This is a genomic window from Massilia putida (assembly GCF_001941825.1).
Classification (GTDB): Bacteria; Pseudomonadota; Gammaproteobacteria; order Burkholderiales; family Burkholderiaceae_D; genus Telluria; species Telluria putida.
In genome coordinates, this window is record NZ_CP019038.1 from 477,039 (window position 1) to 490,243 (window position 13,205).

Sequence of the window (13,205 nt, forward strand, 5' to 3'; positions counted from 1 at the left end):
CGCATCTTCCTCCCGCCTTCCCAACAAGGAGCCCAATGACTATCCGCGGCTATTTCTCCAATCTCGACATCGGCTGGGCCAACGCGGCCGTCGCTCTCGGCGCGGCCATCGTCAGCTTCGTCGCCATCCACGGCGCCGTGCACCTGTTCCGCAAACGCTTGGACCGGCTGGACGGCGAGCGCGCCCATAAGCCCATCGTGGAAGTGCTGCGCCACACGCTGGCCCGCACGAGCAATCTCGCCATCGTCGCCACGTCGCTGCTGATCGGCGCTTCGCTGCTCGACCTGCCGCCGCCCTGGGACCGGCGCATCGGCCACCTGTGGTTCATCACGCTGGGCGCCCAGCTGGCCGTATACCTGCACCACGCCATCGCCGTCACGGCGCGGCGCTATTTCCGCGTGCACGGCAAAGGCCTCGAAGACGACCAGGTGACCGTGGCGCACACGCTCGTGATCTGGGCGCTGCAATGGAGCGTGTGGACCGTGTTCCTGCTGGCGATGCTGTCCAACCTCGGCATCAACGTCACGACGTTCGTCGCGAGCCTCGGCATCGGCGGCGTGGCCGTCGCGCTGGCCGTGCAGAACATCCTGGGCGACCTGTTCGCGTCGCTGGCCATCGCCACCGACAAACCGTTCGAAGTGGGCGACGCGATTTCCGTGCCGGAATTCTTCGGCACCATCGAGCATGTGGGCCTCAAGACGACCCGCATCCGCTCGCTGTCCGGCGAGCAGATCGTCATCGCGAACGCCGAGCTGCTGCGCAAGACGGTGCACAATTTCAAGCGCCAGAACACGCGCCGCGTGCAGTACACCTTGCGCGTGAACCCGGCCACGCCGCCCGAGCTGGTGGCCAAGGTGCCGGAGCGGCTGGGCGCCATCATCGCCGCGAAGGAACAGGTGAAGCTGGACCACGTCAACCTGACGACGATGGACCAGAATTTCCTGGAGTTCGACATCGTGTACAACCTCGCCGCGGCCGACTACGGCCTGTATCTGCGCACCCAGCAGGCCGTGCTGCTGGAGACGATGCAGATGCTGCGCGAGCTGGGCATCTCAACGGCGCCGCGCGCGCAGGAGCTCCTGCTGCAGGAGCCGGCGGCGAACGACGCGGGCGCCGTACGCCGCCCCGACGGCCGGGGCACGCCGCAGGCGCGCCCTATCCATTGATCAGCGGAAGCGGACGCCGCGTCCGGGCGTGGACGCCTAGAATCCGAGCCTCCACGTTCGCAAGGAGGCCGCGATGCCCGACCAGAAGCAGCAGCACCAACCCGCGCAGCAACAGACCCCGCCCGGCCATGAAGCCCTGCTGGAACCCAAGGCCGACCACGGCGAGACGAGCTATGTCGGCCACGGCAGGCTCGCCGGCAAGGCGACCGTCATCACGGGCGGCGACAGCGGCATCGGCCGCGCCGTCGCCCTCGCCTATGCGCGCGAAGGCGCCGATGTACTGATCTCCTATCTCGATGAACACGACGACGCGCGCGAGACCGAGCGCCTCGTGCGCGACGCCGGCCGCAAGGCGGTGCTCGTGCCGGGCGACATCGCCGACCCGGCCCACTGCCGCGCCATCGTCGACCGCGCCGTCCGGGAGTTCGGCCGGATCGACGTGCTGGTCAATAATGCCGCGTTCCAGATGACGCGCGCCTCGCTGGAAGAGATCCCGGACGAGGAATGGGACCGCACGTTCGCCGTCAATATCTCGGCCATGTTCCACATCTGCAAGGCGGCCGTGAAGCACATGAAGCCGGGCGCCAGCATCATCAACACGTCGTCCGTCAATTCGGACAATCCCAAGCCCACCCTGCTGCCCTACGCCACCACGAAGGGCGCGATCGCCAACTTCTCGGCCGGCCTCGCGCAGCTGCTGGCGGACAAGGGCATCCGCGTGAACTCCGTGGCGCCGGGCCCGATCTGGACGCCGCTCATTCCGTCGACGATGCCGCCCGACCAGGTGGCGAGCTTCGGGCAGCAAGTGCCGATGAAGCGGCCGGGCCAGCCGGTGGAGGTGGCGCCCGTGTACGTGCTGCTGGCATCGGATGAAGCGAGCTACATCTCCGGGGCGCGCGTCGCCGTCACGGGCGGGACGCCGATTTTGTGATCACCCGTCGTTCGGCTGGACCGCCCCGCCCTCCGTGGGCTGGTCCGGTTGCGGCGGCGCGGGCGGTTCGTTGTCCGGCGGCTGCGGCGTGTCGGCCGGCGGGCCGCCTTCCTGCTGCATGTCGCCGCCCTCCTCCATGTCTTCCTCAGGCGGTTCCTCGTGGCGGATCACCGGTTCCGGCTTGTGTCCGCCCGGGAACAGTGCGTCGGCGCTGATCTTGCCGGAACCCAGCGCCGACTTGAAGAAGTCGCCCACGAGCAGGATCGCGCTGTGGCCGCCCTGCCCCCAGTAGTTCGAGCGCATCGTGACGCGGTTGTCGTTGAAGCCCACCCACGCGCCCGCGACGAGGTTCGGGTGCATCATGATGAACCAGGCGTCCGCATTGTTCTGCGTGGTGCCGGTCTTGCCCGCCACGTCGGCCGTGATGCCGAAGCGGTAGCGGATACCGGTGCCCGTGCCGCGGTTGATCACGCCGCGCATCATGTCGATGAGCGTGACGGCCGACTCCTGCGACAGCACGCGCTGCGGCGTCTGTGAGGCAAAATCGGCGATCACCTGGCCGTTGCGGTCGGTGATGCGGCGCACGAACACCGGCTTGCGGTACTCGCCCTGCGCGGCGATCGTGGAATAGGCGTTGACCATTTCGAGCAGCGTGACGGGGCTCGTGCCCAGCGCGATGGACGGCACCTGCGCCAGCTTGCTCGTGCGCACGCCCAGGTCCTGCGCGAGTTTCACCACGGGCGCCACGCCGATGTCGCGCACGACCTGCGCCGTGATCGTGTTCTTCGAGTAGACCAGGCCGTCGCGCAAGGTCAGCTGGCGGCCCGTCGTGCCGCTGTTGTCGGTCGGGCGCCAGACGGTGCCGTCGTTGAAGCGGATCGTCGTGACGGCGTCCAGGTACGGATGCTCGGGCGCGATGCCCTTTTCCAGCGCGGCCGCATACACGATCGGCTTGAACGTGGACCCGGGCTGGCGCGCGGCCTGCACGACGTGGTCGTACTGCTCGCGCTCGAAATCGCGGCTGCCGATCCACGCCTTGATCTCGCCCGTCGCCGGATCCATCGCGAGGAAGCCCGCTTCCAGGCGCGACTTTGCGGTCTTCAGCTGGCGCATGAAGTCGCGGTCCGCCTTGAGGCGCTTGAGGGCCGCGACCGGATTCTCGCCCCCATCCACGGCCTTGCGGTATTCAGGCGATTCGCGGATGAACGTCTCCAGCAGGTCGCCGTGCGATTGCCAGTAATATTCAAACGGGTTCACCCCGCTGCGCATGTCGACATAGGTCTGGGTCGACGTCGCGTTGACCGGCCAGGAATGGGCCCAGTCGACATCGGCGATGGCCTGCAGCGCGCCCGCCTCGCGCTGCACGGCCTGCAATGCGGCCTGCTGCAGGTCGTAGTCGAGCGTCGTCTGGACGACGAGGCCGTCCTGCTGCAGGTCGGCGTCGTTCTTGTCGGCCCAGTCCAGGAGCCAGCGCCGCACGTAGGCCGTGAAATGGTCGTCCTTGCCCGTGCGCTCGGCGAGCCGCGCGAAATGCACGCGCAGCGGACGTTTCACCAGCTGGCGGTACTTCGCCTCGTCGAACACGCCCGCCTTGAGCATCTGCCCCAGAACGACGTTGCGCCGGGCCAGCGAGCGCTCCGGATTCGTCACGGGATTGTAGTACGCGGTCCCTTTGAGCATGCCGACCAGCGTGGCGGCCTCCGTTTCGTTCAGCTGCGCGGCCGGCTTGTTGAAGTAGGTATGCGCCGCCGCCTCGATGCCGTAGGTGTTGTACAGGAACGGGACCGTGTTCAGGTACGCTTCCAGGATCTCCGGCTTGCTGTACGTGTTCTCGATCTTGAAGGCGGTGATGAGTTCCTTCAGCTTGCGGTTGATGTTGCGCGCGCGGCCGATCTCGTCGCGGAACATGTTGCGGGCCAGCTGCTGCGTGATCGTCGAGCCGCCTTGCGCGTCGCCCTTGAGATTGGCGACGAAGGCGCCGGCGATGCGCGTGAAATCGACGCCGTGGTGGTCGTAGAAACGGTGGTCTTCGGTCGCGATGAGGGCATTGACGACGTGCGGCGAGATCTGCGACAGCGGCACCTTCATCTGGATGCCCTGCTCGAAGCTCGCGAGCTGGCGGCCGTCGGCCGACACGACGACCGTGGGCCGCGCGACGCGCGCCTGCTTGACGTCCTCGATGCCGGGCGTGAGCGGGAACAGCAGCGCGACCCAGACGGCGAACAGGGCCACCATCAACAGCGCGGCGCCGGCCACGATGTACAACCAGCGCAGGTGCGGCGGCTTGGTCATCAGGTGGCCGTGCGCGCGCGCATAGGCTTCCCTGGCGCGGGCACCGGCGCGGTCGATCATCCTGCGTTCGCGTCCGTCCCAGCGCTTGCCGTCGTTATGGTCATCCACTTCGTTTCCTGTCAGCTTCCTCGTGATGGCCGCAAGTATAGCCGACGGCAAACGGAGTTTCGGTTAGCGCACGCTCATACGGTGGCGTTATGCGGCAGCATGTGCCGCCCCGTGCGCAGCAGGCGCTCGACGTCGGCGCCGGATGCCGCCTGTGCATACACATGGCCCTGTACCTCGTCGCAGCCGCGCCGGCGCAGGTAGTCGAGCTGCGCTTCCGTCTCCACGCCCTCGGCGATCACGCGCATGCGCAGGCCGCGCGCCAGTTCGATGATCGCGGCGACCAGGGCCGCGTCGTCCTCGTCGAACGGGATGTCGCGCACGAAGCTGCGGTCGATCTTGAGCACGTCGACCGGAAAGCGGCGCAGGTATGAGAGGCTCGAGTACCCGGTGCCGAAGTCGTCGATCGACAGCTGCACCCCCATCTGTTTCAGTTCGCGCATCGTGCGGATCGCGCTCTCGACGTCGCCCATCACGAGGCTTTCCGTGATCTCCACTTCCAGGCAGGCCGCGGACAGCCCCGTCTCTTCCAGCACGCGGGCGATCTCGCGCACGAGGTTCGGTTCGGCGAACTGGCGCGCCGACAGGTTCACGGCGATGCGCAGCGGACCGAGGCCGGCATGCTGCCACGCGCGGCTCTGGCGGCACGCCGTGCGCAGCACCCACGCGCCGATGGGGACGATGAGGCCGGTCTCCTCGGCCAGGTTGATGAAGCGGTCGGGACGCACCATGCCCATGCTCGGGTGGCGCCAGCGGATCAGCGCTTCCAGCCCGACGACGTGGCCCGATTCCAGGTCGACCTGCGGCTGGTAATACAACTCGAACTCGTCGTGCGTCAGCGCGCTGCGCAGCGCGCCCTCCAGCGCGAGCCGTTCGCGGGCCCGCGCGTTCATCGTCGGCATGTAGAACTGCACCATGTTGCGGCCCAGTTCCTTGGAGCGGTACATTGCCACTTCCGCGTGCTGGATGAGCGTCGCGGCGTCGCTGCCGTCGACCGGATACGCGGCGAGGCCCGCGCTGCCCGTCAGCACGAGTTCCTGGCCGTTCAGCGCGAGCGGATGCGCGAGCGCCTCCAGCACGGCGCGGACGGTGGCCGCCGCTTCCGACTCGTTGTCGCGGCCCGGCAGCACCAGTACGAACTCGTCGCCGCCGGTGCGGGCCACCGTGTCCGACCGTTCGACGGCGGTGCTGATGCGCTGCGCGGCCGCCTTCAGCAACTCGTCGCCGGCGTCGTGGCCGAGGGTGTCGTTGACGAACTTGAAGTGGTCGAGGTCGAGCGCCGCCACCCACACGGCGCCGCGTCCGGCCGCGAGGTTGATCGCGTTCTCGATGCGGTCGTGCAGCAGCGCGCGGTTGGCCAGGCCCGTGAGCGTGTCGAAGCGCGTGCGCGCCTCCAGTTCGGCCTCGTAGCGCTTGGCCATCGTCACGTCGTATTGCGTCATCACGAAGTGCGTCGTCACGCCGTCCTCGTTGTTGACGGGGGCGATGTAGACCTCGGCGTACATCTCGCGGCCGTCGCCGCAGTTCAGGCGCATCGACACATGTCCTTCGCGCCGTTCGCGGATGGCGGCGCGCAATTCGGCTACCGCGGCCTGGTCCGGCTCACGCGAGCCGACGTCCAGCAGGCCGCGCCCGACCGCCTGCGCCCGCGTGTAGCCGCGGATGCGCTCGAACGCGGGGTTCACGTATTCGATCGGGTAGCCGGGCCGCGTCGCGCTGACGAGGATGATGGCGTTCGCGCTGGCGTCGATGGCGCGCCGGTACAGCCGCAGCGAATCCAGGGCTTCGTGCAGGTCGGCCGTGCGGCTCTCGACGAGCGCCTCGATGCGGCGCGTGCGTTTCACGCGGGTTTGCACGTAGGCGGACGTGGCCAGGCTCACGAGGCAGCCGAGGACGAACGCGACGAGCGGCCCGGCGCCGGCCGCCATCGCGCTCGCGCGTCCGGTGATGCGCAGCTCCCAGGGCATGCCGGCCACGTCGAATGCATGGCGGTTCGTGAACAACGCATCCCCGAGCCACGCGTGCCAGGACGGCACGGTCGCGCGGTCCAGCGTGTCGTAGAAATAGGCGCGCTGCGGTCCGTCCAGGCCCGGGCCGAACAACTCGATCCTGAGGCCGTTGCGCATCAACAGATTCGACTTCGCGAGGTTCGAGCCGACGAGCGCGTTCACGTCGATGACGACGGCGGTGTCGCCGAGCGCGGCGGCGCTGCGTGCGGCCGCGTTGTCGAGCGGCGCGTCGCGCCGGTACACGGGCTGGATCATGACGAAGCCGGGGCGGTCGTCGCGCTGCAGCAGCGGCAGCAGGAAGCTGGATGCGACCTGGCCCGTGTCGATGGCGCGCATGAACGTCGAGCCTTGCGGCGGAAAGGAAAACGCATCGTAGCCGAGCGTGACTTCATTGCCGGCCAGCGGCTCGACATAGTCCGTGACGAGGTAGCGCGGCCGCTTTGCCGCGCGCACCAGCGCGACCGTATTGCCCGTCACCCGCCGCTCGCGGATCTCGAAGCCGGGACGGTAGCGCTGGTTCTCGGCCTCGAACGCCGCACGCTCGGCGCTGTTCACCATGCGGTGGAACACGACGGCCTGCAGATACGGATGGCTGGCCAGCAGCGGCCTGGCGAAGGCGCCGAACTCGTCGCGCGTGGCGATGCCGACGGAGGCGAACAGCGCGTTCGCGGCCTGCAGCACGTCGAGCGCGTCACCGAAGCTGCGGGTCACGGTCGCGTTGCGGATTTCGGCGCGCTGCAGGAATTCGGAGCGGGCCCGCTCGCGCTCGGCGTCGACCAGGCCGACGGCCATCGCGGCAGTAAGACCCAGCCCCGCCAGCAGTGTGAGCACCGCGGCAGGGGTCGGAGACCGCGCGGGGGCGCGGCCGAGGCGCACTTTCCGTGTCAGCATGCCCCATCCTAGCAAATTTGCACACACCGGGACCAGAAGTTGCCGTACCGCTTCAGTCTGTCGTCGGGGGTTGTGCCCGCGCCACGGTCGGCGCGGGGATCCGTTCCAGTTGCAGCTTCGCGAGGGTCGGATACAGCGCCGGACTGATGAGGCGGGCGACGGCGAACGCGATCAGGGCGCAGGCCATCAGGCTCAGCACCATCACATGGCCGTCGACCATTTCCATCACGATGATGAAGGCCGTCAGCGGCGCCTGCGTCGCGGCGGCAAGAAAACCCACCATGCCCAGCGCGATGAGGGCCGGAACCTGCGCGCCGTACAACAGCAAGGCGACGTCGTTGCCGAACGCGGCGCCGATGGCGAGGGACGGCGCGAAGATCCCGGCCGGTACGCCGGACCACGACGTCAGCCACGTCGCGAGGAATTTGAAGGGGGCGTAAGCGAACGGCATCGCGGCGCTGCCGTCCACCATGTGGCGCGTGCTCGCATAGCCGGAGCCGAACGCGGCGCCGCCCGTCGCGACGCCGATCAGCGCGACGCCGAGCCCGCACGCGGCCGCGAACAGCACGGGCCGGCGCGCGCGCCAGCGGGTCGCACGGTCGGGGCTCGTGCCGGACAGCGATGCGATCGTCAGCCGGGAGAACAGGCCGCCGGCCAGCCCCGACAGGATCGCGACGAGCAGGCCCGGCAACAGCAGATGCAGACCGATCGCGGGCGCGTGGATGACGCCGAAGTAGGCGCTGTCGCCGTGCGCGGACACGCCGACGAGGCCGGCCAGCACGATGCCGGCGATGAGCAGGCCGCTGGAGCGCTGTTCCGGCGCGCGCGCCAGCTCTTCGATGGCGAACATCACGCCGCCCAGCGGCGTGTTGAACGCGGCCGCGATGCCGGCCGCGCCGCCGGCGACGAGCAGCCCATGGATGCCGACCGCGCTGCCGGCCGGGATCAGCCGGCGCGCCTGCAGCATCACGCCGGCCGCGATCTGTACGGACGGCCCCTCGCGTCCCAGCGACAGGCCGCCCAGCAGGCCGCCGGCCGTCAGCAGGATCTTGGCGATCGACAGGCGCAGCGACACGAACAACCCGCGCTCGGCCTCGCCGACCGTCGTGTCGAGGGTGGCCATCACCTGCGGAATGCCGGAACCGGCCGCGCCCGGCGCGAAGCGGCGCGTGCACCAGACGACGAATGCCGTGCAGGCCGGGGTCCAGATCAGGGGGCTCCACCAGGCGAGGCCGCGCAGCGCGGCGAAGCGGTCGTAGGCCACATCGGCCAGCCACGAGAAGCCGACGACCGTGAGGCCGGCCAGCGCGGAGAGAAGGATGACGATGGCGCGCACGGTCCACACGCGCCAGTCGCCCAGTTCGCGGCGCAGATCGGGGGCCGGTGTCATGCGAATCGTTTCCTGAATGACATTATTCGACGCCGTGCCGGTATTTCCGCTATCATTCTTGCATGTCCTCGTCTTCTCAATCCAACGCGGCCAACGAGCCGTCCACGCCGCTGGCGCCATCCACTCGTGTGCTGCGCCAGTTCCGCGTCGTTTTCAATTCTGTCAAAACCCATTTCCGGCAGGTCGAGCGCGAAGCCGGCGTCGGCGGCGCCCAGTTGTGGGCCTTGTCCGTCATCGACCGCCGTCCCGGCATTGGCGTGACGGAGCTCGCGCGCGAACTGGATATCCACCAGTCGACGGCCAGCAACCTGATCAAGAGCCTCGTGGAACGCGGCCTCGTCGCGACGAGCCGCGAAGGCACCGACCGCCGCAGCGTGTCGCTGCGCATCCAGCCGGCCGGCGCCGACGTCTTGCGCACCGCGCCCCTGCCCTTTGCCGGCGTGCTGCCGGATGCGCTGTCCGCGCTGGACGCGGACACATTGGAGCGCCTGGAACAAGACCTTGCAAAATTGATCGCCCTGCTCGAGGCGGACGAAGCCAGTGGCAATGTGCTGCTGGCCCAGATGTAACACGCTACCGGCCTGGAAAAAAGCTCCCGGCGGGCCGGGAGCACAAGCGATACAAGGTATCCTCATCGTTGCTCGCGAGACGGCGGAACGCTGCCCCGCTCACATGTTTATTGTGTCACAGGACATGTGTGGGAAGCAATCACTTTTGTGCCAATATATTTCTGATGCTTCAGACCTGGGGCACTGCACAGGTCGAACGGCGGCCTTGCACGGTGCAGGTATTGCGCGTCTTGCCGTCGCGGTCGTGGACGACGACGTGCCACGTGTCCGGCCCGGTGCGCTCCATCGTCATGAAGCCGAAACCATCGATCCATGAACTCATCGCGTCCAGCGTGGCGCCCGGCGCGGGCGACTGGCCGGCGGGTGGCGTTTTCGGCAGCGGTACGATGTCTTCCGCCGTGCCGGCGAAGCCCGCCACGAACTGGGTCGGGTGATCCGTCGCGAAGCTGGTCTGCTCCCACAAGTGCACGTGGCCGGACAACAGCATGTCGACCGTGGACGGCAGCAGGCGCGGGTCGAGCGCGCCGAATACCTGCGTCAGGCCGGCGTCGCCGCCGAACAGCGTGACGGCGCCCGTCTGCGCGTCCCGGGTGGCGCCGAACGCGTACAGCGGATGATGGTCGACGGCGATGTTGTAGCGCTGCCGGCGCGCGAGCAGGTCGATCTTGCGCCATGTGTCGGCGTAGCGTTCGACGCGCACGTCGCCCGGCTTGAAACCCTTCCAGTTCGTGTTCGCGCTGTCGAACACGATCAGCTGCGCATCGCCGCCCAGCGGCACCGCATACGGGTCGGTATAGTCCGCGCGCTCGTCCGCGGAGGGGTCGTCGCAGTTCGCGGCCGGGTCGTAGCGATGGGCGTCGAGGAAGCGCCACCAGCCCTGCCCGCCGCGCGCGCACGTTTCGTGGTTGCCGCGCGCGAGGACCCACGGCGCGGCCGCGAGCAACGCTTGCCCGGGCGCGAAGAAATCGGCGTTCCACGCATCCCAGCCGTAGCCGTACGGACTGCCGGCGCAGCCCGGGCGGTCGGCCGGGCATGGATCTTCGCGGTAGTGGAAGTCGCCCACGTGCACGACGAGGTCCGGTTTCCATGCGGCCGCGCTGGCGGCCACGCGCGCGAACGGGTACGCCTGCGGGTCGTTACAGTCCTGGAATTCCTTGCCCTTCAGGCGGCAGCCCGTGTCGCCGATCACGACGATGCGCTTCACGTCGGCCCTGGGCAGCGGCAGTGGCCGGCCCGCGACGTCGACCCGCGTGCTGCCCGCGGGGAGCGCCGTCTCGCACGACAGCACCGGGGTCGACTTCGCGTCCGGATGATAGCCGGCACTGTGGTCCTTGCCGCGCAGCGGAATCGCGCCGAACGGCGCCCGTACGGCCATCGTCGTCGTGCGGCCGTCGATGGTGATCGATGGGCAGGCGGGCGCCGTCGTGATGGCGCGCGCCGCAGGTGCCCCGTCCTCGCCCAGCACGACGAAGGCGGCGGCGGGCGGACGCTGGGGCCCGAGGCTGGCGCAGCCTGCCAGCAGGATCGTCGATACGAGCGCGCCGGCGCGGGTCTGCAGATGCGGATGGGTCATGGGTCTTCCGGGCAAAGTCGCGAATCTACCACACGCTGACCCCCCTTTAACCACCGCGTGCGCTTCGTTCAACGCGAGCGATTTGATTAATCTCAAGCTTTGCACATTAGCCGTTTGCGAAAAGCCATTCGCTTGGCTAGCATGAAGATCAGATTGCTCGCGGTCAATTAAATTCTGGCAAAAACCAGGCCATGACTTCGCCGGGTCGACGGGGAGGAGACGCTGCCATGTACCTCATCAGCAGGATAGCAAAAAGTCCGATGTCCGTAGCCGCGGCGGCGGCAGGCATCTGGATCCGCGCCCCGTTCCGCTGCGACGAAACGGAGACGCGAATGTGGTACGGCCTCCTGGCGACCGCGCCGGCCTATCGGTCGGCGCAACGCGCTCTGCATTCCGCCGACAGATTGTGGCTGATGCAGTACTGAATCATGTCGCTCAGGCTTTTACATCGCAGCTTGACCATGGCCCGGGCCTTATGGGTGCTGATCGTCTTGATGCTCAAGTGGAGCGCTGCCGCGATGGAAGTGACGCTCCGGCCGCACACCAGCATGGCAAACACGAGATATTCGCGGTCGCTGAGCGTTTCATGCAGGGACATCGCCTTTCCCTCCCACGTGTTGAGCGCGACCTCCTCGGCAAGCGCTTCGCTCATATGGACTTTGCCCGCGCTGACCCGGCTGGCCGCGGCCAATAGCTCATCCGCCGGACGGCTTTTCATGACATAGCCTTTCGCGCCGCACCGGATGGCGCGCATGCCGAAATGCAGTTCGTCGAGCTCGGTATAGACCAGGACATTCGAGCGCGGCGCGGTTGCCCGGATCTGGCGCAGGAAATTTTCTTCGTGTCCCGCCGCCAGCACCGGGTCGACGAGGATCAGGTTGTAGTGGTCGACTTCGAGTTTGGCGATGACGTCGGCGCGGTTGGCCGCCTCTTGTATCACGACATTCCCGGGATGTTTATTGAAGAGCGCGCAGACGCCAAGCCGCATCGTCTCACTTCGGTCCGCAACCATCATCTGGATCATGCTGCCTCCTATTGTTGAGGGTGTTGGGAAGTAGAAAAGTCCCAAATGATACGGTTGACTTTAACTTTTAGTCACTTGTTTTCAAATTAATTGGTGTAAATCCAACACTCACATAATTTCACTGTTGTGTGTTTGCTGCGCCGCCGCGAGCTTATTCATGCAATTCGGGTAATCACTGGGCGAGTTTGAGGAAAATCAACTGCTGCGTTGCACCACGAGACTAAGCTCAGCTTGTCCGGTTTCAAACATCAACTGCAAGGTTCTTGCGCTATGTCAAGACATCCACTCCCTCGCTCGGCTACCGATCATCCTGAAGTGATCGCAATCGGGCTGGAAGTCACGCTCGACCCCAGCCGCCGCCGCCATTACTCGGCGCTGGTCCTGGCGCTCGCGGATGCCGCGATGCGGAATTTGCTCGATAAAGTCGCGGCTGCGGGCGCGTATATTCCGCCGGCGGAGCCGGACGCGAAGGACGTTTAGCTGTCACAAATCGACTTTTGGTTACAGACAACGGTTCTGTCCGCTGTGAAAGTATCGTCACCGATCTGCTGCGCCGCCCACGCGCAGTCCCACGCGCAGGAGATAACCGCAAATGATGTCCTGGCTCTGGAATGCATTCGTCCGGAATGCGGAACGTTTATCTGCATCGCCCCTCACGCATTCCGTTTTCTTCTTGAGGACGCCGAAGACCATGACCCATCATGACGGCCTCCGTCGCGACATGATCGAGCGGCGAATGGACGCGACGAGCGCGGATATCGTGCAAGTCGGGGTCTATTTCATGCGCGTGTTCGGGCGCAACAACGCGGAAGCGTATTTTCATTGCACGGAGATCGATCCCGCCGTGTATCGCCGGGTGATCTCGGGCCGGTTCCGCACGCCGTCATCGGGACGCGGCCCCGAATCGGAACCGGTGCCGGCCTGATGCCGGGGCCCGACACTCGGCGCGCCGGCGGAAATGTCAGGGAACGACGACGAACTGCGGCATTTCCTCGGCGTCGATCGCCGCAAGGATCACGCCACGGCCGACCTGATCGAGGTCGGGCTCGTCTTCATGCGGGTATTCGGCCGCGAGAAAGGATGGGCGTTTTTCAGCGGTACGGTCATCGAACCGGAAGTCTGCTGGCGGGTCATCCGGGACAGAACGCGCGGATCGCCGCCCGACGTGAATCCGGAGCAAACGGGAGATTTGCACCGCAGTCCGCGCTGACGCGGTGCCGACCCCATGCGTGGGGAAACCGGGCGGATGCGCGTG

General features: G+C 67.2%; 11 protein-coding genes. 6 read left to right on the forward strand and 5 right to left on the reverse strand.

What is annotated here, in order from left to right; all coding sequences use genetic code 11:
- Positions 1 to 35: 35 nt before the first annotated feature.
- A complete protein-coding gene (locus BVG12_RS04615; protein WP_075791384.1) occupies positions 36 to 1,166 on the forward strand; it encodes a mechanosensitive ion channel family protein in 1,131 nt (376 codons plus the stop codon).
- 73 nt (positions 1,167 to 1,239) lie between these two features.
- Complete coding sequence (locus tag BVG12_RS04620; RefSeq protein ID WP_075791385.1) at positions 1,240 to 2,097, forward strand: glucose 1-dehydrogenase; 858 nt, start codon at positions 1,240 to 1,242, stop codon at positions 2,095 to 2,097.
- Here the strand turns inward: BVG12_RS04620 and BVG12_RS04625 are convergent, their stop codons facing one another.
- The 3 genes from BVG12_RS04625 to BVG12_RS04635 form a co-directional block, all read right to left on the reverse strand.
- Positions 2,098 to 4,497 (reverse strand): penicillin-binding protein 1A, encoded by a 2,400-nt coding sequence (locus tag BVG12_RS04625; RefSeq protein ID WP_229503803.1) that lies wholly within the window; start codon positions 4,495 to 4,497, stop codon positions 2,098 to 2,100.
- 74 nt (positions 4,498 to 4,571) lie between these two features.
- Positions 4,572 to 7,394, reverse strand: a complete 2,823-nt coding sequence (locus BVG12_RS04630) for a bifunctional diguanylate cyclase/phosphodiesterase (RefSeq protein WP_075791386.1) — start codon at positions 7,392 to 7,394, stop codon at positions 4,572 to 4,574.
- A 52-nt stretch (positions 7,395 to 7,446) separates the two neighbouring features.
- Positions 7,447 to 8,784 carry a chloride channel protein gene (locus BVG12_RS04635; RefSeq protein ID WP_075791387.1) on the reverse strand — a complete coding sequence of 446 codons (1,338 nt, stop codon included), beginning with the start codon at positions 8,782 to 8,784 and terminating at the stop codon, positions 7,447 to 7,449.
- A 62-nt stretch (positions 8,785 to 8,846) separates the two neighbouring features.
- On the opposite strand from BVG12_RS04635, the gene BVG12_RS04640 reads away from it, so the two are divergent.
- Positions 8,847 to 9,353, forward strand: coding sequence for a MarR family winged helix-turn-helix transcriptional regulator (locus BVG12_RS04640; RefSeq protein ID WP_075791388.1), 507 nt, complete (start codon positions 8,847 to 8,849; stop codon positions 9,351 to 9,353).
- A gap of 169 nt (positions 9,354 to 9,522) precedes the next feature.
- On the opposite strand, the gene BVG12_RS04645 is transcribed toward BVG12_RS04640, so the two are convergent.
- Both BVG12_RS04645 and BVG12_RS04650 read right to left on the reverse strand, forming a co-directional pair.
- Positions 9,523 to 10,926: a metallophosphoesterase family protein gene (locus BVG12_RS04645; RefSeq protein WP_075791389.1), complete on the reverse strand. Its 1,404-nt coding sequence runs from the start codon at positions 10,924 to 10,926 to the stop codon at positions 9,523 to 9,525.
- A 364-nt stretch (positions 10,927 to 11,290) separates the two neighbouring features.
- Complete coding sequence (locus tag BVG12_RS04650; RefSeq protein ID WP_075791390.1) at positions 11,291 to 11,950, reverse strand: response regulator transcription factor; 660 nt, start codon at positions 11,948 to 11,950, stop codon at positions 11,291 to 11,293.
- A 315-nt stretch (positions 11,951 to 12,265) separates the two neighbouring features.
- On the opposite strand from BVG12_RS04650, the gene BVG12_RS33855 reads away from it, so the two are divergent.
- From BVG12_RS33855 to BVG12_RS04660, 3 genes are all read left to right on the forward strand, one after another.
- Complete coding sequence (locus BVG12_RS33855; RefSeq protein WP_156895547.1) at positions 12,266 to 12,430, forward strand: hypothetical protein; 165 nt, start codon at positions 12,266 to 12,268, stop codon at positions 12,428 to 12,430.
- Positions 12,431 to 12,641: 211 nt separating this feature from the next.
- A complete protein-coding gene (locus BVG12_RS04655) occupies positions 12,642 to 12,875 on the forward strand; it encodes a hypothetical protein (protein WP_156895548.1) in 234 nt (77 codons plus the stop codon).
- A gap of 33 nt (positions 12,876 to 12,908) precedes the next feature.
- The gene (locus BVG12_RS04660; RefSeq protein WP_075791392.1) at positions 12,909 to 13,160 is read left to right on the forward strand and encodes a hypothetical protein; all 252 of its coding nucleotides are present in this window, start codon (positions 12,909 to 12,911) and stop codon (positions 13,158 to 13,160) included.
- The last annotated feature ends 45 nt before the right edge of the window (positions 13,161 to 13,205 follow it).